This is a genomic window from Micromonospora sp. NPDC049201 (assembly GCF_055586805.1).
Genome location: NZ_JBVJHM010000003.1, coordinates 63,056 through 84,979 on the forward strand (window position 1 = coordinate 63,056; position 21,924 = coordinate 84,979).

The following is a 21,924-nucleotide window of genomic DNA, read 5'->3' on the forward strand; positions in this document are numbered from 1 at the left end:
GGTGGCTGCGCAGAGCGTAACGCCTGGGCCGGGTGGCGGCCCGGGCGGCGCACCGAGGAGGCTGCCCCACGGGGTGGCGGGGATGGTGTTGACTTGTCCGGTGGGGACCGGCAGAACACCATCTGACCAGGGCGGAGCGGGGCATTCCCGGCGTCGCCTGCTGCGGGCCGGCGCGCTCGTGGCGCTCGGTGGCGCCACCGCGCCGCTGACTGGTTGTGATCCTTTCGACCGCGACGACGAGCCACCGCCGCCGGACGCGCTGGAGCCGCTGGCGGCCGAGGCGCTCGCGTTGGAGGCGCGGCACCGGGCCGCCGCCTCGACCGCGCCGGCGCTGGCCGCGCGGCTCACCCCGATCGCCGACGCGCACCGGGCGCACGCCGACGAGTTGCGCCGGGTGATCGGCCGACCGGCGCCCTCGGGGACGACGTCGACCGGCCCGACCGGCCCGGCGTCCGGGGCACCGGCCGACGCTCCGGACGCCCTGCTCGCCGAGCTGCGCCGGGCCGAGCGGCAGGGCCACGCGAACGCCGCCAAGGCCGGCGCGACCGCACCCGCCGACCGGGCGGCGCTGCTCGGCTCGATCGCCGCGGCCCGGGCCACCCACGTGGAGGCCCTGGCATGAGCGAACGCACCGAGCGCAGCGAGGGCCGTGAGCTCATGCCCGGCCAGCACCGCATGAGCGAACGCACCGAGCGCAGCGAGGGCCGTGAGCTCATGCCCAGCCAGCACCGCATGAGCGAACGCACCGAGCGCAGCGAGGGCCGTGAGGCCATGCCCAACCAGCACCGCATGAGCGAACGCACCGAGCGCGGCGAGGGCCGGATGGCCATGCCCGTCGGGCACCGCGTGGACCCGAGCAACGGACCGGGCAACGGCGCGACCGGGGCGCTCGGTGACGCGCTCGCCGCCGAGTACGCGGCGGTCTGGGCGTACGGGGTGATCGGCGTGCACCTCACCGACGCGGCCCGCTCGGCCGCCCGTGCCGCCGAGGCGGCGCACCGTTCCCGCCGGGACGCGCTGCTGCTCCAGCTCGCCGAGGGGGCCGGGCAGGTGCCGGCGGACCGGGCCGGCTACGCGTTGCCCTATCCGGTGACCGACCGGACGACCGCGCTCCAACTGGCCGTGGAAATCGAGGAACGGACCGCCGGTCACTGGCGGGCCGCGCTGCCGCACACCAGCGGCGCGGACCGGAACACGGCGCTCGCCGCGCTCACCGACTGCGCGCTGCGGGCGACCCGCTGGCGGCGTACGGCGGGGGTGAGCCCGGTCACCGCGCCGTTCCCGGGTCGGCCGGCCTGAGCGCGGCGGCGGTCACCCGGTGGAGCCTTCCGGTTGCGGCGCGCATACCAGGTATGCATACTCCAGGCCATGTCCATCCGCCACGGCCTGCTCGCCCTCCTCGAACGTGGCCAGATGTACGGCTACCAGTTGCGTGCCGCGTTCGAGGAGTCGACCGGCTCGACGTGGCCGCTCAACATCGGGCAGGTCTACACCACGCTGGCCCGGCTGGAACGCGACGGCCTGGTGCGCCCGCTGCCGGAGAACGAGAGCGGGCAGCGGCCGTACGAGATCACCGACGCCGGGCGGGCGGACCTGGCGCTCTGGTTCGCCACGCCGATCAGCCGGGCCGACCGGCCCCGGGACGAACTGTCGATCAAGCTGGCGCTGGCGCTGACCACACCCGGGGTGGACGTGCGGGCGGTGGTGCAGACCCAGCGCAGCGCCACCATGCGCGCGTTGCAGGAGTTCACCCGGTTGAAGTACACCAGCGACAAGCCGGAGGATCTGCCCTGGCGGCTGGTGCTGGACGCGATGATCTTCCAGGCCGAGGCCGAGGTGCGGTGGCTCGACCACTGCGAGACCAGCCTGGTCCGCCACCGCCCGACGGCGGGCCGGCCGGTCGTCCACCCCGAGGCGGTGGACCGGGCCGGTGACGAGGCCCGCCGGTGACGGGACACGGGAGGCCCGCGACGATGAGCGGAGTGCTCGAACTACGCGACGTGCACCGGACGCACGGCGCGGGCGAGGCCGCCGTGCACGCGCTGCGCGGCGTCAGCCTCACCGTGGCGGCCGGCGAACTGGTGGCGGTGATGGGCCCCTCCGGGTCCGGCAAGTCCACCCTGCTGGCGCTGGCCGGTGGGCTGGACCGGCCCACCGGCGGTGAGGTGCTGGTCGAGGGCGAGGCGCTCGGCGGCCTGCCGGCCCGCGAGCTGGCCCGCCTGCGTCGCCGCCGGATCGGTTACGTCTTCCAGGACCTCAACCTGCTGGGCAGCCTGACCGCGGTGGAGAACGTGGCGCTGCCCCTGGAGCTGGACGGCACCGGGGTGCGGGCGGCCCGCCGGCTGGCCCTGACCGCGCTGCGCGAGGTCGACGTCGCGGGGCAGGCGGACCGCTTCCCCGACCAGATGTCCGGTGGTCAGCAGCAGCGGGTGGCGATCGCCCGGGCCCTGGTCGGCGAACGCCGGCTGGTCCTCGCCGACGAGCCGACCGGCGCGCTGGACTCGCAGGCCGGCGAGGCGGTGCTGCACCTGCTGCGCCGCCGGGTGGACGACGGCGCGGCCGGGGTGCTGGTCACCCACGAGGCCCGGCACGCCGGCTGGGCGGACCGGGTGGTCTTCCTCCGCGACGGGGTGCTCGTCGACTCGACCGCGCCGCTGGTCGGCATCGAGCACCTGCTCAGCGGCAGCGAACGGTGAGCCCCGGCCGGCTCGCCGCGGCCCGCGGGTCGTGGCGCACCGCGCTGCGGATCGCCCGCCGGGAGGCCCGCCGCTCCCGCCGCCGCACCCTGCTGGTGCTGGTGATGATCGCGCTGCCGGTGCTGGGACTCAGCTTCGCCGCGGCGAGCTACGACATGTCCGAGCTGACCCGCTCGGAACAGCTCGACCGCCGGCTCGGCGCGGCCGACGCCGAGCTGCGCTGGAACAACCTGACCCCGGTGACGCAGGACAGGTGGGGCGACAACTCCTGGCCGGTCGAGGGCGACCCGGTGCCCCGGACCCGCCCGGTCACCGCCGACGAGTTGCGGGCGCTCCTGCCCGCCGGCAGCCGGGTCGTCCGGGTCCGGCGGTGGATGCCGTTCGAGACGCCACTCGGCCGCCGGACGGTGTCGTTCGAGGCGCGCGCGCTCGATCTGACCGACCCGCTGGCCCGTCCGCTGGCCACGCTGCGGGCGGGCCGGGTGCCGGTGCGCCCGGACGAGATCGCGGTCAGCCCGGCCGCGCAGCGCCGGCTGGACACCCGCCCGGGGGCACCGGTACGCACCACCGACGGCACGCCGTACCGGGTGGTCGGGGTGGTCGAGTTCCCGGACAACCTGGGCGAGGTGGTGACGCTCTCCGGCGTCGCTCCGGACGGGCCGCCCACCGACGAGAGCTGGCTGGTGGACCTGCCCGGGGCGATGGACGAGGCGCTGGCCGACCGGCTGAACGCCCGCGGCATCCAGGTGTCCACCCGGTCCCCGCTGCCCGGCCGGCAGGAGTTCGACAACGGCACGCCGTTGCCGGACGCCGAGGAGGCCGGCGTCTCGGTGCTGGTCGGCGGCCTGGGTCTGCTGGAGGTGGTGCTGCTGGTCGGGCCGGCCTTCGCGGTTGGCGTACGCCGCCGGCGGCGGGATCTCGCGCTGGTCGCGGTGGCCGGCGGGGACGCCGCCCACCTGCGCCGGATCGTGCTCGCCGACGGGGTGGTGCTCGGCGCCGGCGGGGCCGCCCTCGGGCTGCTGCTCGGCGTCGGGACCGCGTTCGCCGGCCGGCCGCTGGTCGAGCAGTACCTGATCCACGAGCGCCTCGGCGCGTACCGCGTGTTTCCCAGCGCGCTGGCCGCGATCGCCGCGGTCGCGGTGCTGGCCGGCGTGCTGGCGGCGCTCGCGCCGGCCTGGACCGCGGCCCGGCAGGACGTGGTGGCCGGCCTGGCCGGCCGGCGCGAGGCGCCCCGGCCACGCCGGCGCTGGTTGCTGCTCGGCGCGCTGCTCACCGTCGTCGGCACCGCCCTGGCCGCGTTCGCCGCCACCCGGACCTCGCCGACCGGGGTGCTGGCCGGTGTCACCCTCGGCGAGCTGGGGCTGGTCTTCTGCACCCCGACGCTGGTCGGGCTGCTGGCCCGGGCCGGCCGGCTGCTGCCGCTGACCCCCCGGCTCGCGTTGCGCGACGCCAGCCGCAACCGGTCGTCGGCCGCGCCGGCCATCTCGGCCGTGATGGCGGCGGTCGCCGGCAGTGTCGCGCTCGGCGTCTACGTGGCCAGCGACGACGCCCGACAGCGGGCGGGGTGGCAACCCGGTCTGCCGCCGGGACACGCGCTGGTCCAGTTCGCCGACCAGGAGGGGAGCCTGCGGCCGACGCTCGCCGCGGTCACCGAACGGGTCCGGGCGGTGCTGCCCGAGGCCGGCGTGGCGGGACTCGCCATTCCCGAGTGCGCCCGTCCGGCCGCCCCGGACGACTACTGCGTCGCCCTGGCGGTGCGTCCGCCCGAGGAGCGCTGCCGGTACGAGCCGTTCGAGGTGGCTCCCGCCTCGGCCCGCGACGATCCCCGTTGCCGACAGCCGTTCCGGGAACCGAACGACATCTCGCTGCCGGCGATCGTGGACGACGGCGACGTGCTGGCCGCGCTCACCGGCGCGCCGGCCGACGAGGTGGCCGCCGCGCGCCGGACACTCGCCGCGGGCGGCGTGGTGGTCACCGATCCACGGCAGGTGGCGGACGGACGGGTCCGGGTGGAGATGAGCCACAGCTCCGGTGCCCCGTCGGCGGCCCGCCTGCTGCCCGGGTACCCGCTGCGCGGCGGCCTTCCGGTGGACCGGCTGGTCCTCTCCCCCGCCGCCGCGCGGGCGCTCGGCCTGGTGGCCGCGCCGTTGGGCTACCTGGTGGACACCACCGAACCACCCACCGACGGGCAGCGCGAGCGGCTGACCGACGAGCTGTCCGAGGTGGCGCCGGCGGCCCTCCAGGTGTCGACCGCCGACCCGCCGACCGACCAGCGTCCCCTGCTGCTCCTGCTGGCGGCGGCCTCCGGGGTGATCACGCTGGGCGCCGCCGCGGTCGCCACCGGCCTGGCCGCCGCCGAGGGCCGTCGGGACCTGTCCACGCTCGCGGCGGTCGGCGCTGACCCGCGGGTACGCCGGGTGCTGTCGCTCTGCCAGGCCGGCGTGATCGCGGTGCTCGGCTCGGCGCTGGGCATCGTGGCCGGGCTCGGCTCGGCCGCCGTCGTGCTGGCCTCGCTGAACCAGCGGTACGCGCAGTCCTGGCCGGTGCAGCCGCCGTACCCGGTGACCGTGCCCGGCCTCACGATGGCGGTGCTGGTGGTGGTGCCGCTGGTGGCGATGCTCGGCGCGGCCCTGCTCACCCGCTCCCGCCTGCCCGTCGAACGCCGCCTCGACTGACCGTCCCACCGGCGCTCGGGTGCTCAGGGGGTGACGACGGCCGGTGGGCGCGGCACACTTGGCGGGTGTCCGCCCTGGGATCCCTCGCCCGCCACCTCGGTCACCAGCGGTGGTTCGCCGCCACCATGCGCGTGCTCGTCCCCGCCGACCGGCTGGTCGGCCGGCTGACGAAGGGGCGGGTGGTCGCGTTCGGGTTGGTGCCCACGCTGGTGCTGACGTCCACCGGCCGCCGCTCCGGCCGGCCCCGCAGCAATCCCCTGCTCTACGTGCCGGACGGCGACGCCTACGTGGTGATCGGCTCCAACTGGGGGCAGCAGCACCAGCCGTCGTGGACGTTCAACCTGCTGGCCCAGCCGTCCGCCGAGGTCGACGTCAAGGGCCGCCGGATCCCGGTGCGCGCCGAGCAGGTCACCGGCGCCGACCGGGACCGGCTGTTCGACCGGCTGGCCCAGGAGTGGCCGGCCTACCGCACGTACGTCGAACGGGCCGGTGGCCGCGAGATCAAGGTCTTCCGTCTCGTCCCCGCGCCCTGACCCACCCTCGCCGCCCCCGCCAAGATCCGCGCTGTTTCACGCAAAGCGTGGTCATGTCGCGCCCGATACCCACGCTTTCCGTGAATCAGCGCGCGGAGGTGGGAGTGGGGGTGGGGGGTCAGCCGACGCCGCCGACGCCGATCAGGGTGCCGATCAGGTAGGTGGCGCCGGCCGCCAGCGCGCCGAGCAGCAACTGCCGCAGGCCGCTTGTCCACCACGAGCGGTAGGTGAACCGGGCCACGATCGCGCCGGCGACGAAGAGCCCCACCCCGCCGACGGCGAGGGCCAGCCAGAGGCTGGTGAACCCGAGCAGGTACGACAGCAGCGGCACCAGGGCGCCGATCGAGAAGCAGACGAACGACGAGATCGCCGCCGCCCACGGGCTGGGCTGGTCGTCCGGGTCGACGCCCAACTCCTCCCGGACGTGCACGCGCAGCGCCTCCTCCGGGTTGCGCCGGACCGCCTCGGCGACCTGGGTGGCCAGCTCGCGGGGCAGGCCGCGGGCCACCCAGGCGTCGGCCAGCTCACGCGCCTCCGCCTCCGGGTGCCGCTCCAGCTCACGCCGTTCCTTGGCCACCTCGGCGGCGACCTGCTCGTTGGCGGACCGGACGCTCGTGTACTCGCCCAGGCCCATCGAGATGGCGCCGGCCACCAGGCCGGCCGCGCCGGTCAGCACGACGCTGCGCGGCGACACCCCGCCACCGCCGACGCCGGCGATCAACGCGATGTTCGTGACCAGCCCGTCCATCGCGCCGAAGACGGCCGGCCGCAGCCAGCCGCCGGACACGTCCGCGTGGTGCGCCTCGCGCAGCGCCGCCGGGGTCTCGGTCACGGCAGCGTCAGGATCTCGTAGCCGTCGTCGGTCACGACGATGGTGTGCTCGAACTGCGCGGTCCACTTCCGGTCCTTCGTGACGGCCGTCCAGCCGTCGTCCCACACGTCGTACTGGTGGGTGCCGATGGTGATCATCGGCTCGATGGTGAACGTCATGCCGGGCTCCATCAGGTCGGTGGGGCGCGGGCTGTCGTAGTGCGGCACGTAGAGGCCGCTGTGGAAGGCCTCGCCGATGCCGTGACCGGTGAAGTCGCGGACCACGCCGTAGCCGAACCGCTTGGCGTACGACTCGATCACCCGGCCGACGACGTTGATCTGCCGGCCCGGCGCGACCGCCTTGATGCCGCGCATCATGGCCGTGTGGGTCCGCTCGACCAGCAGCCGGGCCTCCTCGCTCACCTCGCCCACGCAGAACGTCGCGTCGGTGTCGCCGTGCACGCCGTTCAGGTACGCCGTGACGTCGACGTTGATGATGTCGCCGTCCTGGAGCACAGTCGTGTCGGGGATGCCGTGGCAGATCACCTCGTTGAGGCTGGTGCAGCAGGACTTGGGGAAGCCCCGGTAGCCGAGCGTCGACGGGTAGGCGCCGTGGTCGCAGAGGAACTCGTGCACCACCCGGTCGATCTCGTCGGTGGTCACCCCCGGCTTGCAGTGCTCGCCGGCGAGCTGGGTGGCCCGGGCCGCGAGCCGGCCGGCCGCGCGCATCTTCTCGATGGTCTCCGGTGTCTGCACGTGCGACCCGCGCCACTCCTGCGGGCGCTCCTTGCCCACGTACTCCGGTCGCGGGATGTGGGCGGGAACCGCTCGCCACGGGGAGAGCGTGCCGGGGGTCAGCGGCGCACGGACGGTCATGTCCTCAGCCTATCGCCGCCCCCGACGACGACCTCGCCACGGCCCGGCCGGGAGGTTGTTGCCGTGCCGCAAACGCTGTGCCATTGTTGCTGCGTGGATCAAGGGGGTGCGCCGCCCGTCTTCTCCGTGACGGCGCAGGGTGACGGCGACCACCGTCATGTGCTGGTCACCGGCGAGGTCGACATGGCGACCGCCGACACCATGTTCCAGACCGCGCTGCGCGAGCCCGCCACCCGGCTCCTGCTCGACCTGCGGGCGGTCACGTTCTTCGACTCGGCCGCCATCTACGCGGTGGTCCGCCTCTCCCAGCGGTTCCCGGCGGCGCTCACCGTGCTGCCGTCGCGGCAGGTCCGGCGCGTGCTGGAGATCTCCGGCCTGGGTGAGCAGGAGTGGCTGGCCGACGCCTGACTCAGGGCTGCTCTCCCGCGTCGTGCGCGGGCGGCGGCCCCGGTGCCGCCGGCGGATGACGCGGCTCTGGTCCACCGGCGTCCCTCGTGGCGTCGGGGCGAGGTTCCGCCGCAGTTCCTCGGCGTCCTGCTTGCTCACCCCGCCCGCCCGGATCGTGTTCACGGCGATGATGCTGACGTCGTTCGCCACGTTGACGCCGCCGATGAGCAGGCCGGCGGTGAGCGCCTCCTGGGCTCGGCGGATCGCGGTCAGCGCCGCGCGCTGCGAGCGGGACGGCCGGCCGGATGACGGCGACCACTCCACGCCGACGTGCCGGACGGCGTCGGCCAGGTCGTCGACGGCCGCCGCGAGCGGCGCGGGGACCGGTTCGTCGTTACGGAGCGCGGTCTCGAGATTGAGGGCGAGGTCCCGGGTCTGTAGCAGGGACCGCATCATCAGCCCGGCGCCGTGCCGCCAGCCCTCCAGCGAGTTGTGGTTGTGCCACCGCAAGGGCGAGATGCGGACGACTTCGACGGCCGCCGACAGCGCCGTCTGCAGGTCCGAGGTGTCGATGCCGCGCAGGGTGTCGAGCGCCTGTTTGGCCACCTCGGCGTCGCGCGTGCGGGCGGCCTCCGCCAGCCGTTCCAGTTCGGTGGCGATGTGGTCGAGCAGTGGCCGGCCGGCGCGCCGGATGCGGTGGATCGGGTGCAGTGGCAACACCACCAGGGCGACCAGGATCCCCATCACGCCGCCGACGACGCCGTCGACGAAGCGGGGCAGCGCGAGACCCGGGTTGGCCGGCGAGAGCACGGCGATCACCATGGCGCTGCCGCCCACCTGGGTCACGAATGAGCCCTCGCCGCTCAGCAGCACGGCGAACAGGATCGACACGGCCACGATGGCGCCGATCTGCACGTGCCCCTGCCCGACCCAGGAGACGAGCAGATCACCCAGGGTGATCCCGATCGCCACCCCGGCGACCAGGAACAGCGTCCGGCGGAAGCGCTGACCCACCGAGCTGGCGATGGTGCCGACCGCGACGGCAGGCGCGAACAAGGGCTGAGGGTTGTCCAGCACGTCGTTGGCGATCCACCACGCGCCGGCCGCGGCCACCCCCGACTGGACGGCCACGAGCAGGCTCAGCCGGAGTCGTACCACCCGGTCGTGGGCGGTGGCGGAGCCGGTACGCCGGACCGTCGCCCAGGCCGCGCCGACCGGATCGTGGGTGCGACGCCGGGTCGTGCTCACCCGGGTCCTTTTCTCATCACCGAACACGCTACGGCCTACGTTCCGCTGCCCCCTGCGAAATGCGCTATCGGCCGCGGCCTCCGACCCGACATGACTCGGCCGGCACCGGGTACGCACCCGCGTCCTCGACACGGGAGCGGTGACCGGGTGGCGATGATCGAACTACGGGTGCACGGGGTGGGAGGTCGCAGCTCCGACCGGATTCTGGGCGAGCGTGCCGCCCACCTCGTCGCCGGCGACGCCGAGGCGGGCTTCTACCGGCCCGGAGCGGGACCGGAGGACCCGGTGCCCCCCGGGGCCACGTGCCTGGAGGCGTACCGGTGGAACGGGCTGACCGGCGGCACGGCGGGGCGCACGTTTTCGCTGGTGCTGCTGATGCCGTTCATGCTCGGCAACGTCGCGCTCTGGGCACTGCCGTTGACCGGGCGCGCGGGTGCGCCGGCGCGGGCCCTGGTCCGGCTCCTGTCCGTCTCGCTGACCACGATGTACGTGCTGGCAGTGGTCGGCGTGGCGCTCGATCTGGTCGCCTGGCAGTGCCTGAGCTATCCGCGCTGCTACGAGAACCGCCGCTTCGTCTCCTGGCTGGCCGGTCTGCCCGCCGGCTGGGAACTCGCCATCCTCGCCCTTCTCCCGCTGGCGGCGATCGCCGGACTGTGGCGCCTGGGTCGCCGGACGTGGCAGCTTCCGGAGACCGGGGCGCCCGACGGCGGCGACGCCGAGATCGAGAGCCTCGACGACCCGGCGTTCTGGGACAACCGCAGCCTCGTCCGGCATCTGCGCGCCGTGCATCTGGTGGCGGCCCTGGGGACACTCGACATCGCCGTGCTCAGCGCGCTCGTGCCGCACGACCGCCGGCCCACCGGCTATCTCCTGTTCGCCGCCGTGCTGGTCGTGGTCGCGGTCTCGTTGGTCACCTGCTGCCTGCCCGGCATCGAACGTCGCACCAGCACACCCCGCTTCGACACGGCGACCCGAACGCTGGCCCGCGCGTCAGGGGTCCTGACCGCCGCCGTTCTCGCCTATTCACTCGTACCCCGGAACTCCTGGGCCGCCGCGGACAACCTGCCCGGCTACGACGTGCTCGTCGCCACCGTCTACGTGAGCCAGATGGTGCTGCTCACCGCGCTTGTCGCGCTGGTCGTGGTGACCCGCCGGCACCACGTCACCGACTCCACCGTCCTGCGCGGGCTCGCGGCGCCGGTGCTCGTCCTCGTCGCGATCGGGTTCGCTGTCTCCTACTCCTCGGGCGTGGTCTACCTCTCCGCCGACTACCTCGACCGAGGGTCCAGCCCCACGCCCGCGCGTCCGACGCCGCCGGGCGCGCCGCCCCTGACCCCGCCGGTGGCCTTCCGCTGGGCGGCCCTGGGGTTCTTCCTGGCGGTGATCCTCGCGGCGGCCGTCGTCCTGACGCGCCGACTGTGGCGGCGGTCGGCGCGCCGGGCCGCGGCCATGCGGTTCCTGCGGGCCGAGTACGCCGAAGCGGACAAGGCTCCCCCCGTCCGGGTACACGCCGCACGCGACGCGATCGTGTCGGCGCAACTCGCCGACAAGCTCGGGCCGCTGGCCCCGGCCGCCTACGCCACCCTGGCGACGATCTCGCTCGGCGCCGCCGGCTCGGCGATTCTGCACGACGGTCCCGGTGACCTGGCCCGCCGGCTCGTCGGCGAGTCACTCGCCCGGCCCGTCATCTTCGTCACCGACCTCGGCGCCTACCTGATCGGCGCCTTCGCTCTCCTGCTGGGTGTCTTCGGCCTGTTCGCCTACCGGTCGAGAGGCATCCGCCTGATCGGCATCCTGTGGGAACTGGCGACCTTCTGGCCCCGGGGCGCCCATCCGCTCGCCGCGCCCTGCTACTCGGAACGGGCGGTGCCCGACCTCACCCGGCGGGTCCGGTACCTCATCGCCGCGGGGCACACCGTCGTCCTGGCCGGTCAGAGTCACGGCAGCGTGCTCGCGGCGGTGACCGCGCTGCAACTGCCCGCGTCCGCGCGTTCCCGGGTCGCGCTGCTCACCTTCGCGTCCCCGCTGCACCGGCTCTACGCCCGCGTGTTTCCCGCCTACGTCAACGACGCGATGCTGCGCCGCATCGGCGGAGACCTCCGATGGCGCTGGATCAACCTGTGGCGCCGGACCGACCCGGTCGGCGGAGTGATCTTCCCGCCGGACGGCGGGTCAGCGGACGATCCCGCCGCCGGCGTCGACCGTCGGGTGCGCGACCCCGCGGGGCTGACCGTCGCGCCCGGCGACACCGTGCCACCGCCGATCGAACGCCACCTGTTCCGCTTCGACGACACCTACCGCGCGGCCGTGCGCGACCTCGCCGCCCGGCTCCCCCGGGCCGACTAGTCGGCCAGCCTGCGCCGCAGCGTCAGCTCGGTGCCGTCCCCGGTCCGGGTGACGCTCATCTCCCCGAGCGCCTGGATCAGCCCCAGCCCGCGGCCCCGGAACCCCGACCCGCTGGACTCGCGCCACCGGCCGCTGTCCCGGACGGTCGCGGTCACCGTGCGGTCGGCGATGGTGACGTCGACCTCGATGGACGGGTCGACCGGGTCGACCGGGTGCTCGATCGCGTTCGCGGCGGCCTCCGAGATCGCCACCGTCAGGTCGAACAGGTCGGTCTCGCCGACCCGGTGGGCGACGAGGAAGTCCTCCAGGCGCTTGCGCAGCACGCTGAGGCGGGTCGGGTCGGCCGGCAGCCGCAGCGCGAAACGGTTCCGCTCGGCCGCCTCCAGCGCCAGCACCGCCACGTCGTCGTGCCGGGGCCGCCCGGCGACGCGCTCCACGACGGCGTCCACCAGGTCGGCGACGTGCTCCCCGCCGGCGGCGGCGTCGACCCGTAGCTGGCGGAGCCCGGCGTCGATGCCCTTCTCCCGGTCCTCGATCAGGCCGTCGGTGTAGAGCAGCATCCGGCCGCCGGGGGCGAGTTCGCCCTCGGCGGTCGGATAGGTGGTGCCGGGGATCGCCCCGACCGGCGGTCCGAGGGCCCGATCGTGTAGGAACGCCACATCGTCTCCGCGAATCAGCAGGGGCGAGGGATGACCCGCGCTGGCGTACCGGAGGCGGCCGGTGCGCGGGCAGAAGGTGAGGCAGACCACGGTGGCGAAGGAGTCGCTGCCGGTGGAGTGCACCAGCCGGTTGAGCCGGGTCAGCGCCTCGCCCGGGTCGTAGCCCTCCAGCACGTACGCCCGTAGCGCGTTGCGGAGCTGACCCATCGCGGCGGCGGCCCGCACCCCCTTGCCGACGACGTCGCCGATGACCAGCACCAGCTCGTCGTCGGGGGTGCCCACCACGTCGTACCAGTCGCCGCCGACCTCCACGTCGGCGCTGCCCGGCAGGTAGCGGCTGGCCACCAGCGCGCCGGGCAGTTGCGGCAGCGTACGCGGCAGCAGGCTGTGCTGGAGTGTGGTGGCGATCCGGTGCTCGGCCTCGTAGAGCTGGGCGTTCTCCAGCCGTACGCCGACCAGCCGGGCCAGCTCGGTCAACGCCGCCTGCTCCGTGCCGCCGTCCTCCCGACGCCACACCCGCAGCTCGCCGAGCTGCTCGCCGGTGGTGCCGGTGAGCGGCAGCACCGCGGACGGTTCGTCCGGCAGGTCCCCGCCGGTGTCCTCCTCGTGCCGGACGCCGGTGGCGACCACCAGCACCCGGCCCGCCTCGGCCAGGCCGATCGCGTGTTGCGCGGCCACCCGCACCACCTCGGCGGTGGACCGGGCGGTGTTGATCGCCACCGCGGCGTCGGCGAGCGCCCGCAGCCGGCGGATGATCTGCCCGCGGAGCTGGCCCAGCTCGACGTTGGCCCGGACCCGGGCGACCAGTTCCTGGCTGGAGAAGGGCTTGGTGAGGTAGTCGTCCGCGCCGGCCGACAGGCCGGCCACCTCCTCCGCCGCGCCGGCCCGCGCGGAGAGCAGCACGATCGGCACCCCCCGGGTGACCGGATTGGCGCGCAGCGCGGCGACCAGCCCGAAGCCGTCCAGCCGGGGCATCATCACGTCCGTCAGCACCAGGTCGAACGGGCTGTCCACGGCCAGCCGCAACGCCTCCACGCCGTCCGGCACGGCCACCACCTCGTACGCCGGGGAGAGCAGCCGGCTGACGTGCTCCCGCAGGTCGGGGTTGTCGTCGGCGACCAGGACGCGGCCGGAGCCGCCCGGTGCGCCGGACGGCTCGGGCAGCCCGACGGGCCGGGCCACCTCGTCGGTCCAGAGCGCCGTCTCGGCGACGTACAGCCGGGCCTGCTCCGGCTCGGTCAGCGGCACCGGCGCGAGCGCGGACACCCGGTCGGTGGGCAGGTGCGCGTAGCCGAACGGCACGGTGACGGTGAACGTGGTGCCGCGTTCCACGACGCTGTGCGCGGTGACCGTGCCGCCGTGCATCTCGACCAGCTCACGGACCAGCGCGAGCCCGATGCCGGTGCCCTCGTGGGTACGCGAGCGCGCGCCGGCCACCCGGTGGAACCGTTCGAAGACCTGCGGCAGCTCCTGCGGCGCGATGCCGACGCCGGTGTCGCTCACCTCCAGCACGGCGGACCCGTCGCTGGGGCGTACCCGGACCACGATGTCGCCCTCGAAGGTGAACTTCACCGCGTTCGACACCAGGTTGAGGACGATCTTCTCCCACATGTCCCGGTCGACGTAGACCGGCGCCGGCAGTGGCGGGCAGTCGACGACCAGCCGCAGCCCGACCCGCTCGGTGGCGGAGCGGAACGTGCTGGCCAGCCGGGACGTGTAGTCGGACAGGTCGGTGGGTTGGTAGCGGGCGGCCAGCCGGCCGGACTCCAGCCGGGAGAAGTCGAGCACGGTGTTGACCAGCTTGAGCAGGCGCAGCCCGTTGCGGTGCATGACGGTCAGCCGGTCGAGGTAGCGGTCGGACAGCTCCCGGTCGGCGAGCATGTCCTCCAGCGGCCCGAGGACCAGCGTCAGCGGGGTCCGGAACTCGTGACTGACGTTGGCGAAGAAGTTGGTCTTGGCGCGGTCGAGCGCGGCCAGCTCGGCGGCGCGGGCGCGCTCCTGCTCGTACGCCCGCAGCTTGCCCACGGCCCGGGAGACCTGCGCGGCGACCAGGTCGACGAAGTCACGGTAGTCGTCGCTGAACGGCAGCCGGCGGGACACGCCCAGCAGCAGCGCGCCGGCCGGCTCGTTCGTCGCGGTCAGCGGCAGCAGCAGCGCCTGGTCGGCGGCGTCCGGCGGCACCGCGCCGGGCAGGTCGGCGGTGGCGACCCAGCGCGGCTCGGTCAGTGGCTCGCCGACGGGCAGGCCGGGCCGGCCGGCGACGGTGGTCGGATCGACGCCGGCGCAGCCGGCCAGCGCCGGGGCGCCGTCGGCGTCGTGCAGCCACAGCGCGCTGAACGGCACGTCGTCGCGGTGCGCGTCGAGCACCCGCGCCACGGCCCGGCCCAGCTCCAGCGTGTTCGGCACGTCGCCCAACTCGTTGCCCAGCTCGGCCAGGGCCCGCAGCCGGCGCTCGCCGAGCACCCGGCCGGTGGTCTCGTTGACGAAGCAGAAGATGCCGTTGACGGTGCCGTCGGCCTCCCGGATCGGGTCGTACGAGACGTCGAAGTAGACGTCCTCCAGGAAGCCGTGCCGGTTGATCACGAAGGGGTGGTCCTCGCCCCGGTAGGGCACGCCGGTGCCGCGCACGCCGTCCAGGATCGGGCCGAGCACGTCCCAGGTCTCCGCCCAGTGCAGCCGGGCCGACTGCCCGATCACGGCCGGATGCTTGTCGCCGATGGTGGGACGGTAGGCGTCGTTGTAGAAGGCCAGGTGCTCCGCGCCCCAGAACACCACCATCTGGGCGCGGGAGGCGAGCATGGTGCTCACCGCGTGGCAGAGCGCGGCGGGCCAGCCGTCCGGGGTGCCGAGCGGGGTGGTGGACCAGTCGAAGCCGCGCAGCCGCTCGCCCATCTCGCCGCCGGCGGCGAACGCGGCGGTCAGCAGCGGCGGGAGTGACGAATCGCCGGCCGCCGGGAACGGCCAACCGGCGTCCCCGCCCCCCTGGGCCGAGCCCATGCAGCCTCCCGCTCCGGCCTTTTGTCCCCGACGGCCGGCGCCGCTGCGCCGACCGTCCCCGGCTACTACCCCGCCGGTGGAGCAACGTAACGCATTCGGCGCGCTGGACGCTGGTTACCTCCGCCTCATCCTGTCGTAACCGGCGGGCCGCGGCGACCCCGGCCCGCCCCCGGGTTGATCAGCCTCACAGCGGCGTGACGTACGCGCCGGTGATGCCGCCGTCGACCACGAACTGCGCGGCGGTCATGAACGAGGCGTCGTCGCTGGCCAGGAACGCCACCGCGGCGGCGATCTCGGTCGGGTCGCCGAACCGCCCCATCGGCACGTGCACCAGCCGGCGGGCGGCCCGCTCCGGGTCCTTCGCGAACAGCTCCAGCAGCAGCGGGGTGGCGACCGGGCCGGGGCACAGCGCGTTGACCCGGATGCCCTCGCGGGCGAACTGCACGCCCAGCTCGCGGGTCATCGCCAGCACCCCGCCCTTGCTCGCCGTGTACGCGATCTGCGACGTGGCCGCGCCCATCAGGGCCACGAACGAGGCGGTGTTGATGATCGAGCCCTTGCCCTGCCGCCGCATGTGCGGGATGACGTGCTTGCAGCACAGGTAGACGCTCGTGGTGTTGACCCGCAGCACCCGCTCCCAGGCGTCCAGCCCGGTCTCCAGGATCGAGTCGTCGTCCGGCGGCGAGATGCCGGCGTTGTGGAACGACACGTCCACCCGGCCGTGGCGGGCCACCACGCCGTCGAACAGGTCGCGGACCGCCGTCTCGTCGGCCACGTCGGCGGCCACGAACTCGCCGCCCACCTCGTCGGCGGCCCGGGTGCCGGCGTCGGCGTCGATGTCCACGCAGACCACCCGCGCGCCCTCGGCGGCGAAGCGCCGCACGGTGGCCAGCCCGATGCCACTGCCCGCGCCGGTCACCACCGCCACCCGGTCGGAAAGCCGTCCCTGCACTGTGATCACTCCTCGGTGCCGATGAACACGTTCTTGACGTCGGTGAAGGCGTGCAGCGCGTCCGGACCCAGCTCCCGGCCGAGACCGGAACGCTTCATCCCGCCGAACGGGGTCCAGTAGCGCACCGAGGAGTGCGAGTTGACGCTGAGGTTGCCGGCCTCGACCCCCCGGGCGACCCGCACGGCCCGACCCACGTCCCGGGTCCAGATCGAGCCGGAGAGGCCGTACTCGGTGTCGTTGGCGAGCCGGATCGCGTCCGCCTCGTCGTCGAACGGGAGCACCGAGACGACCGGGCCGAAGATCTCCTCGCGCCAGTGCCGGTCCGCCGGGGAGTCGGCGAGCAGCACGGTCGGGGCGTACCAGAAGCCGGGGCCGTCCGGGCGGGCGCCGGTGAACGCCACGGTCGCGCCGTCGACGTACCCGGCGACCCGGTCCCGGTGCGCGGCGGAGATCAGCGGCCCCATCTCGGCCGTCTCCCGGGCCGGGTCCTCCACCCGGAACGCCCGCACGGCCGGTTCGAGCAGTTCCAGGAAGCGGTCGTACACCTGACGCTGGACCAGGATCCGGGAGCGGGCGCAGCAGTCCTGGCCGGCGTTGTCGAAGACCGCGGACGGCGCGGTGGCCGCCGCCCTCGCCAGGTCCGCGTCGGCGAAGACGATGTTCGCGGACTTGCCGCCCAGCTCCAGCGTCACCCGTTTCACCTGGTCGGCGGCGCCGGCCATGATCCGGGTGCCGACCTCGGTGGAGCCGGTGAAGCAGATCTTGCGGACCGCCGGGTGGGCGACGAACCGCTCGCCGACCACGCTGCCCTGGCCGGGCAGCACGGTGAACACGCCCTCGGGCAGCCCGGCGTCGAGCGCCAGCTCGGCCAGGCGCAGCGCGGTCAGCGGCGTCAGCTCGGCCGGCTTGAGCACCACCGTGTTGCCGGCGGCCAGCGCCGGGGCGAGCCCCCAGCCGGCGATCGGCATCGGGAAGTTCCACGGCACGATCACGCCGACCACGCCCAGCGGCTCGTGGAACGTGACGTCGAGCCCGCCGGGCACCGGGATCTGCCGGCCGGTCAGCCGCTCCGGCGCGCCCGCGTAGTAGTCGAGCACGTCCCGGACGTTGCCGGCCTCCCAGCGCGCGTTGCCGACGGTGTGCCCGGAGTTGCGTACCTCCAGGTGGGCCAGCTCCTCCAGGTGGGCGTCCACCTCGGCGGCGAACCGCCGCAGCAGCCGCGCCCGGTCCCCCGGCGCCACCCGACGCCACCCCTCGAACGCGGCAGCCGCCCGCGCCACGGCGGCGTCCACCTCCGCCACGGACGCCGACGCCACCTCCGCGATCGCCGTCCCGCTGACCGGCGAGATCACCTCACCCACGCGCTCCCCCTGCCCTTCGCCATCCCTCGCCTCTCGCCTCGTCGATCTTGCAGATAATGCCCGGACAAAAGCCTCTCATGCCGCGAAAAGCGGGCCGCAAGTGCAAGATCGGCGAGGGACGGGGGTGGGGGCCAGGGCGGGGACGGGGTCAGAGGCGTTCGAAGCCACGGGTCAGCTCCCAGTCCGTGACGGCGGCGTCGAAGGCGGACAGCTCGACCTTCGCGTAGTTGGCGTAGTGGGCGACCACCTCGTCGCCGAACGCCTCCGGGGCGACCGTCGAGCCCTGCCAGAGGTCGAGCGCGTCCCGCAACGTGCCGGGGACCCGCTCGGCGGCCGGGTCGTCGTACGCGTTGCCGGTGCACTCCTCGGCCAGCTCCAGCTCGTGCTCGATGCCGTGGACCGCGCCGGCCACCAGCGCGGCGATCGCCAGGTACGGGTTGACGTCCGCCCCCGGCACCCGGTTCTCCACCCGCATCCCCTGCCCGTGCCCGACCAGCCGCAGCGCGCAGGTGCGGTTGTCGGTGCCCCAGCGCAGCGCGGTCGGCGCGAAGGAGCCCGGCTGGTACCGCTTGTAGGAGTTGATGTTGGGCGCGAAGAGCAGACTGAACTCGCGCATCGTGGCGAGCAGCCCGGCCAGCACCCGCTGCCCGGTCACGCTCAGGTGCGCCGGCCCGTCGCCCAGCATCGCCGACGAGCCGGACGCGTCACGCAGCGAGAAGTGGATGTGGCAGGAGTTGCCCTCCCGCGCGTTCGGCTTCGCCATGAACGTGATCGCCATGCCCTCCTGGGCGGCGATCTCCTTCGCCCCGTTCTTGTAGACGACGTGGTGGTCGGCGCAGGCCACCGCCTCGTCGTACCGGAAGGCGATCTCGTGCTGGCCGAGGTTGCACTCGCCCTTCGCGCTCTCCGGCGTCAGGCCGGCGGCGGCCATCTCGGTGCGGATGCGACGCAGCAGCGGCTCCACCCGGGCGGTGCCGAGCAGCGAGTAGTCCACGTTGTACTGGTTCGCCGGGGTCAGGTCGCGATAGCCGCGCGACCACGCCTCCTCGTACGAGTCGCGGTAGAGCACGAACTCCAGCTCGGTGCCGGCGTACGCGGTCAGCCCGTGCGCGGCCAGCCGGTCGAGCTGCCGGCGCAGGATCTGCCGGGGCGAGGCGACCACCGGGCCGGAGCCGTCCAGCCACTCCAGGTCGGCCAGCACCATCGCGGAGCCGGGCTGCCACGGCGTCCGGCGCAACGTGTCCAGGTCGGGCTTCATGGCGAAGTCGCCGTAGCCGCGTTCCCAGCTCGACATCGCGTACCCGTCGACGGTGTTCATGTCGACGTCCACGGCGAGCAGGTAGTTGCAGCCCTCGCTGCCGTTCTCCAGCACGTTGTCGAGGAAGAACGGCGCGTGGATCCGCTTGCCCTGGAGGCGGCCCTGCATGTCGGTGAGGGCGAGCACCACCGTGTCGATCTCGCCCTCGGCGACGGCGACCCGCAACTGCTCCAGCGAGAACGGCGTTCTACTCATCAGGGGGCCTCCATCACCAAGGTCTACTGGCAAACCGGATCACCGTCAATGCCCCGGTGGGACCGGGTGCGAAACCGGGGAGAACACATGCGTCGTCGGATCGTCGCGGCCGTCGTGGCCGTCGTCGCGATCGGGTTGGGCGCCACCGACGCCCGCGCCGACCGGCAGCCCACCGCCGCCCCGGACCGGCCCGCCGTCGAGACGGCGCCGCAGCCGGACCTGGTCGACCTGCGCCCGGCCGGCTTCGAGCGGCATGTCGACAGGCGGCCGGCGGTCGGCTACGACCTGACGAACCCGCAGGTGGTCGCCACCGGGCTGGCGGTGCCCTGGGGGCTGGACTTCCTGCCCGACGGCAGCGCCCTGGTCGCCCAGCGGGACCCGGGCACGATCCTGCGGGTCCGCCCCGGCCGACCGGCCCGGCAGGTGACCCGGATCGCCGACGTGGTCGCCGGCGGCGAGGCGGGCCTGCTCGGGCTCGCGGTCTCCCCCACCTACCGGCGGGACGGCTGGGTGTACGCCGCCTACACCACCGCCACCGACCTCCGCGTGGTCCGGTTCCGGCTGGCCGCCACGCCGGTCCCGCAGGTGCTGCTCAGCGGCATCCCCCGGGCCACGTTCCACGACGGCGGGCGGATCGCGTTCGGCCCCGACGGCCTGCTCTACGCCGGCGTTGGCGACGCCGGCGTCCCGGCCCGTGCCCAGGACCTGACCAGCCGCAACGGCAAGATCCTGCGGATCCGCCCGGACGGCGGCGTGCCGGCGGACAACCCGTTCCCCGGATCGCCGGTCTACAGCTACGGCCACCGCAACGTGCAGGGGCTGGCCTGGGACCGGCACGGCCGGCTGTTCGCCACCGAGTTCGGGCAGAACACCTGGGACGAGGTGAACCGGATCGTGCCGGGCGGCAACTACGGCTGGCCGATCGTGGAGGGCGTCGCCGGTGACAGCCGTTTCCGGGACCCGGTCGTGGTCTGGCCGCCGGCGCAGGCGTCCCCGAGCGGCGCGGCGTTCACCCGGGGCACGCTCTACGTGGCCGCGCTGCGCGGTACCCGGCTCTGGGCGGTGCCGGTCGACCAGGACGGCACGGTCGGCGTACCGGTGGCGGAGCTGGTCGGGACGTTCGGCCGCCTGCGTACCGTCGCGGTCGCCCCGGACGGCGCGCTCTGGGTGACCACCAGCAACCGCGAGCCGCGCAACGTCCCACCGGCGGCCGACGACGACCGCATCCTCCGCTTCCCGCTCACCCACCGCCAACCCACACCCTGACCCCAGCGGTACGCGGACCGCCGCCCACGGCGTCAGCCACGCGACCGCGCCCAGGCCAGGAAGCGGCGGTGCAGGTCCGGCACATGGTCCGGGTTCAGCCGGGCGAGGTGTTCGTGCGCCTCGGCCAGCAAGCCGCCCAGGTGGAACAGCAGCCCGACCCGGTCACCCCGGTACTCGACGAGCAGCGACAGCCGAGCCGGCTGGCAGGGCCACTCCGCGCCGCAGTTGCGGCACCGCCACAGCGGGCGGATCGGCACGTGCGGCACCCGTCGGCGACCTGTCACCATCGGCCTCCTCGTGGTCCGGGTGGAGGGGGCCGCCCGGCGCATCGTCGGGACCGGGCGGCCCCGGGCTGGAACCCGCCCGCGCCTGTCGGCGGCGAGCGGATCCGCCTACGTGACAGTCTGCTGAGCACACCACTACGGTCGGAAGGCATCGAGCCTGGTCGCGACGCACCTGTGCGGGCCCGGCACGGCCAGCGGAAGTCGAGTGCGTCTCGGGTCAGATCTGTGGAGGAACTGTGGAGGAACCGACAGCGAGCCTCATCCGAACCCAGCTCCGGCGGATGCGTTCCGCATCCGGTCTCACCCAGGAGGATTTCGGCCGGCAGGTGCACTACTCGGCGTCGATGGTCTCTGCGGTGGAGACCGGCACCCGCCCACTGGACCGCGCATTTCTGGCCCGCGCCGACGAGGTGCTGAGGAGTGACGGCCTGCTGACGTCGCTGCTGCGGATGGCCGAGCGGGACAGCCAGCCGTCGTGGTTCAAGCCCTGGCTGGAGGCGGAACGCTCAGCCCGACAGCTCCGATACTTCAACCCGTGCCTGATCCCCGGCCTGTTCCAGACCGCGAACTACGCCCGCACCGTGTTGCGTTTCGACACCACCAGGCCGCCCGAGGAGGTGGAGAAGCAGGTGGCGGCGCGGATGGCACGGCAGGAGATCCTCACCCGCGAGCGTCCCCCTCTCGTCGTCGCCGTCACCGACGAGTCCGCGCTCCGCCGCCGGGACGCTGTCATGGCCGAGCAACTCGCCCACCTGGTGCAGATGGCCGAGCTGCCCCACGTCCACCTGCACATCATTCCGGCCGACGCCGGCCTTCACGTCGGCCTGTCCGGGCCGCTGGCGCTGGCGCACCTGGCAGAGGGCGGCTGGGCCGGACACATGGAGAATCAGCTCGCCGGCTCGGCCGTCGACGGGGAGGACGCCACGGCAACGCTTCTGGCAAAGTGGGAAGGGGTGCGCAGCGCGGCGTTGCCGCACACCCGGTCGGTCGCCCTGATCAAGGAAGTCGAGAGTCAGCATGGACCTCAGTAACGCGATCTGGAAGAAGTCCACCCGTAGCGGAACGAGCGGCGGCGACTGCGTGGAGGTGGCCGCCAACCTGCCGGGTGTGGTGCTGGTGCGGGACACGAAGAACCGCGACGGCGGCACCCTCCACGTCACCCCGTCGTCGTGGCGCTCATTCGTCACCCTGGTCAACCGCTTCCACCCCGCCCCCTGATCGCACCGCCCACTTCCCGTCGATCTTGGACTTGTGGTGCCCAACTATGCCGCTTTTATGGCGTTTTCGGAGGTGCCACAAGTCCAAGATCGACGGGCGGGCA

General features: G+C 74.1%; 18 protein-coding genes and 1 pseudogene. 11 read left to right on the forward strand and 8 right to left on the reverse strand.

What is annotated here, in order from left to right:
• The first annotated feature begins 157 nt into the window (after positions 1–157).
• The 6 genes from ACZ6O5_RS07400 to ACZ6O5_RS07425 all read left to right on the forward strand — a co-directional run bounded on the left by ACZ6O5_RS07400 (position 158) and on the right by ACZ6O5_RS07425 (position 5,904).
• Positions 158–622, forward strand: a complete 465-nt coding sequence (locus ACZ6O5_RS07400; protein WP_465975893.1) for a hypothetical protein — start codon at positions 158–160, stop codon at positions 620–622.
• 206 nt (positions 623–828) lie between these two features.
• Positions 829–1,299: a ferritin-like domain-containing protein gene (locus ACZ6O5_RS07405; RefSeq protein ID WP_465975895.1), complete on the forward strand. Its 471-nt coding sequence runs from the start codon at positions 829–831 to the stop codon at positions 1,297–1,299.
• Between the two features lie 69 nt (positions 1,300–1,368).
• On the forward strand, positions 1,369–1,950 hold the full coding sequence (locus ACZ6O5_RS07410; protein ID WP_465975161.1) for a PadR family transcriptional regulator: 582 nt from the start codon (positions 1,369–1,371) through the stop codon (positions 1,948–1,950).
• Between the two features lie 23 nt (positions 1,951–1,973).
• Entirely contained in the window at positions 1,974–2,696 is a 723-nt protein-coding gene (locus ACZ6O5_RS07415; RefSeq protein ID WP_465975163.1) for an ABC transporter ATP-binding protein, read from the forward strand.
• Positions 2,693–5,371: an FtsX-like permease family protein gene (locus tag ACZ6O5_RS07420; RefSeq protein WP_465975165.1), complete on the forward strand. Its 2,679-nt coding sequence runs from the start codon at positions 2,693–2,695 to the stop codon at positions 5,369–5,371. Before ACZ6O5_RS07415 ends, ACZ6O5_RS07420 begins: the two co-directional genes overlap by 4 nt.
• Positions 5,372–5,436: 65 nt before the next feature.
• The gene (locus tag ACZ6O5_RS07425) at positions 5,437–5,904 is read left to right on the forward strand and encodes a nitroreductase family deazaflavin-dependent oxidoreductase (RefSeq protein ID WP_465975167.1); all 468 of its coding nucleotides are present in this window, start codon (positions 5,437–5,439) and stop codon (positions 5,902–5,904) included.
• 118 nt (positions 5,905–6,022) lie between these two features.
• On the opposite strand, the gene ACZ6O5_RS07430 is transcribed toward ACZ6O5_RS07425, so the two are convergent.
• Positions 6,023–6,736 carry a VIT1/CCC1 transporter family protein gene (locus ACZ6O5_RS07430; protein ID WP_431934800.1) on the reverse strand — a complete coding sequence of 238 codons (714 nt, stop codon included), beginning with the start codon at positions 6,734–6,736 and terminating at the stop codon, positions 6,023–6,025.
• A complete protein-coding gene (gene map, locus ACZ6O5_RS07435) occupies positions 6,733–7,590 on the reverse strand; it encodes a type I methionyl aminopeptidase (RefSeq protein ID WP_465975169.1) in 858 nt (285 codons plus the stop codon). The genes ACZ6O5_RS07430 and map overlap by 4 nt, the downstream gene beginning before the upstream one ends.
• Positions 7,591–7,653: 63 nt before the next feature.
• Between map and ACZ6O5_RS07440 the strand changes: the two genes are divergently transcribed.
• Positions 7,654–7,998: an STAS domain-containing protein gene (locus ACZ6O5_RS07440; protein WP_465975896.1), complete on the forward strand. Its 345-nt coding sequence runs from the start codon at positions 7,654–7,656 to the stop codon at positions 7,996–7,998.
• Positions 7,999–8,718: 720 nt separating this feature from the next.
• Here ACZ6O5_RS07440 and ACZ6O5_RS07445 read toward each other — a convergent pair.
• Positions 8,719–9,357, reverse strand: a pseudogene (locus ACZ6O5_RS07445) (FUSC family protein); the annotation flags it as partial.
• Between the two features lie 15 nt (positions 9,358–9,372).
• On the opposite strand from ACZ6O5_RS07445, the gene ACZ6O5_RS07450 reads away from it, so the two are divergent.
• The gene (locus tag ACZ6O5_RS07450; protein ID WP_465975171.1) at positions 9,373–11,571 is read left to right on the forward strand and encodes a hypothetical protein; all 2,199 of its coding nucleotides are present in this window, start codon (positions 9,373–9,375) and stop codon (positions 11,569–11,571) included.
• On the opposite strand, the gene ACZ6O5_RS07455 is transcribed toward ACZ6O5_RS07450, so the two are convergent.
• The 4 genes from ACZ6O5_RS07455 to ACZ6O5_RS07470 all read right to left on the reverse strand — a co-directional run bounded on the left by ACZ6O5_RS07455 (position 11,568) and on the right by ACZ6O5_RS07470 (position 19,053).
• Positions 11,568–15,227 (reverse strand): SpoIIE family protein phosphatase, encoded by a 3,660-nt coding sequence (locus ACZ6O5_RS07455; protein ID WP_465975173.1) that lies wholly within the window; start codon positions 15,225–15,227, stop codon positions 11,568–11,570. The genes ACZ6O5_RS07450 and ACZ6O5_RS07455 overlap by 4 nt on opposite strands.
• 184 nt (positions 15,228–15,411) lie before the next feature.
• Positions 15,412–16,179: a 3-oxoacyl-ACP reductase gene (locus tag ACZ6O5_RS07460; RefSeq protein WP_107156082.1), complete on the reverse strand. Its 768-nt coding sequence runs from the start codon at positions 16,177–16,179 to the stop codon at positions 15,412–15,414.
• Between the two features lie 5 nt (positions 16,180–16,184).
• Positions 16,185–17,540 carry an aldehyde dehydrogenase family protein gene (locus ACZ6O5_RS07465; protein ID WP_465975175.1) on the reverse strand — a complete coding sequence of 452 codons (1,356 nt, stop codon included), beginning with the start codon at positions 17,538–17,540 and terminating at the stop codon, positions 16,185–16,187.
• Positions 17,541–17,688: 148 nt separating this feature from the next.
• Entirely contained in the window at positions 17,689–19,053 is a 1,365-nt protein-coding gene (locus tag ACZ6O5_RS07470) for a glutamine synthetase family protein (RefSeq protein WP_465975177.1), read from the reverse strand.
• Between the two features lie 87 nt (positions 19,054–19,140).
• Here ACZ6O5_RS07470 and ACZ6O5_RS07475 point away from each other — a divergent pair, with 87 nt between their 5' ends.
• On the forward strand, positions 19,141–20,319 hold the full coding sequence (locus tag ACZ6O5_RS07475) for a PQQ-dependent sugar dehydrogenase (protein ID WP_465975179.1): 1,179 nt from the start codon (positions 19,141–19,143) through the stop codon (positions 20,317–20,319).
• A 32-nt stretch (positions 20,320–20,351) separates the two neighbouring features.
• Here ACZ6O5_RS07475 and ACZ6O5_RS07480 read toward each other — a convergent pair whose 3' ends face one another.
• A complete protein-coding gene (locus ACZ6O5_RS07480; RefSeq protein WP_465975181.1) occupies positions 20,352–20,606 on the reverse strand; it encodes a flavin reductase in 255 nt (84 codons plus the stop codon).
• Between the two features lie 233 nt (positions 20,607–20,839).
• Between ACZ6O5_RS07480 and ACZ6O5_RS07485 the strand changes: the two genes are divergently transcribed.
• Together ACZ6O5_RS07485 and ACZ6O5_RS07490 are read left to right on the forward strand one after the other, a co-directional pair.
• The gene (locus ACZ6O5_RS07485; protein ID WP_465975183.1) at positions 20,840–21,634 is read left to right on the forward strand and encodes a helix-turn-helix domain-containing protein; all 795 of its coding nucleotides are present in this window, start codon (positions 20,840–20,842) and stop codon (positions 21,632–21,634) included.
• The gene (locus tag ACZ6O5_RS07490) at positions 21,621–21,821 is read left to right on the forward strand and encodes a DUF397 domain-containing protein (RefSeq protein WP_465975184.1); all 201 of its coding nucleotides are present in this window, start codon (positions 21,621–21,623) and stop codon (positions 21,819–21,821) included. The genes ACZ6O5_RS07485 and ACZ6O5_RS07490 overlap by 14 nt, the downstream gene beginning before the upstream one ends.
• The last annotated feature ends 103 nt before the right edge of the window (positions 21,822–21,924 follow it).

Coding starts and splice junctions, on each gene's coding strand:
- ACZ6O5_RS07405 (WP_465975895.1), top strand. CDS start 829: ATGCCCGTCGGGCACCGCGTGGACCCGAGCAACGGACCGGGCAACGGC.
- ACZ6O5_RS07410 (WP_465975161.1), top strand. CDS start 1,369: ATGTCCATCCGCCACGGCCTGCTCGCCCTCCTCGAACGTGGCCAGATG.
- ACZ6O5_RS07415 (WP_465975163.1), top strand. CDS start 1,974: ATGAGCGGAGTGCTCGAACTACGCGACGTGCACCGGACGCACGGCGCG.
- map (WP_465975169.1), bottom strand. CDS start 7,590: ATGACCGTCCGTGCGCCGCTGACCCCCGGCACGCTCTCCCCGTGGCGA.
- ACZ6O5_RS07455 (WP_465975173.1), bottom strand. CDS start 15,227: ATGGGCTCGGCCCAGGGGGGCGGGGACGCCGGTTGGCCGTTCCCGGCG.
- ACZ6O5_RS07470 (WP_465975177.1), bottom strand. CDS start 19,053: ATGAGTAGAACGCCGTTCTCGCTGGAGCAGTTGCGGGTCGCCGTCGCC.
- ACZ6O5_RS07475 (WP_465975179.1), top strand. CDS start 19,141: ATGCGTCGTCGGATCGTCGCGGCCGTCGTGGCCGTCGTCGCGATCGGG.
- ACZ6O5_RS07480 (WP_465975181.1), bottom strand. CDS start 20,606: ATGGTGACAGGTCGCCGACGGGTGCCGCACGTGCCGATCCGCCCGCTG.
- ACZ6O5_RS07490 (WP_465975184.1), top strand. CDS start 21,621: ATGGACCTCAGTAACGCGATCTGGAAGAAGTCCACCCGTAGCGGAACG.